This is a genomic window from Rheinheimera soli (assembly GCF_031457405.1).
GTDB classification, from domain to species: domain Bacteria; phylum Pseudomonadota; class Gammaproteobacteria; order Enterobacterales; family Alteromonadaceae; genus Pararheinheimera; species Pararheinheimera soli_A.
Window position 1 is genome coordinate 1 of record NZ_JAVDWR010000057.1, and the last position, 1,296, is coordinate 1,296.

1 protein-coding gene is annotated in these 1,296 nt (G+C 53.2%); it reads right to left on the reverse strand.

Features of this window, described 5'->3' with window-relative positions; genetic code table 11:
• Positions 1-1,296: amino acid adenylation domain-containing protein (locus J2W69_RS20595; RefSeq protein ID WP_310282111.1), on the reverse strand; the 1,296-nt coding region annotated here is incomplete at both ends.

Below are 1,296 nucleotides of genomic sequence, written 5' to 3' on the forward strand. Positions count from 1 at the left end.
GCGGAATCGACCTCCTCCAGTGACGACAACTGAGCTGCAATCTCACCAAGCTCGATTCGGAAGCCCCGTATCTTCACTTGCTCATCACAGCGCCCCTGATATGACAGCTCACCATTGTCCAGATAACGTCCCAAATCACCCGTACGATACAGTCGCTGACCTGCCACGTAAGGATTATCAATAAAGCGCGACTGCGTCAGCTCCGGACGACCCAGATATCCCCGACTCACACCGCCACCGCCAACATACATCTCCCCCGTGCACCCTGGCGGCACTGGCTGTAAGCGGTCATTTAACAGATACACCCGCAGATCCGACAGCGGACGACCTATCACACTGCCACGACCCGATGCAATGTCAGCACTAAAGATCCGGCGAAACGTGACATGCACCGTGGTCTCAGTGATCCCATACATGTTAATCAACTGTGGGGAGTCATCACCCCGCCTTGCCACCCAGCCACTTAAGGAAGGCAGGTTCAGCGCCTCACCACCAAACACCACATAACGTAACGCCAGCGACTGATCTTGCTGCTCATCTTGTGCCATAAACTGGAGAAACGCTGTCGGTGTCTGGTTTAATACCGTCACACCACGACTTGCAACCAGTTGATAAAACTCTTCCGGTGAACGGGTCTGCCAACGCGGAACCACCACCAGACGCCCACCGTACGCCAATGCCCCCCAAAGCTCCCAAACCGAAAAGTCAAAAGAGAACGAATGGAACAAACAGAAACAGTCATCGCTATTAAAACCAAAGTCTGGCGCTGTACTACTGAGCAAACGATGCACATGACCATGCTCGACCATCACCCCTTTGGGCTGACCCGTCGAACCCGATGTATAAATAATGTACGCCAGCGCATTCGCTTTAACCTCAGGCAAACCGACCTTGCCCTGCTGACTCAGCGCCCTCTCTACCGAAAGCTCATCAAGGCAAATTACCTTCGCCTCAGACACCAGCTCCGCGTGCGCTGTCGTAGTCAGCACCACCACAGGTCTGGCATCAGCCAACATATAAGACAGGCGACTTGGTGGATAATCCGGATCTAACGGCACATATGCACCGCCGGCTTTTAGCACCGCCAGTATCGACACCACCATGTCCACCGAGCGGTCTAAACAAATCCCTACCAGGTCATCGGTCTGAATGTCACACAATTGCAGTAAGTAACCGGCCAATCGGTTTGCTTTATCATTCAGCACCCCATAACTGAGCTGCTGACCTTCAAACTCTATCGCTATCGCATCAGGGTTTCTCGCAACCTGCGCTTCAAATAACCCAGGCAAATTGCCA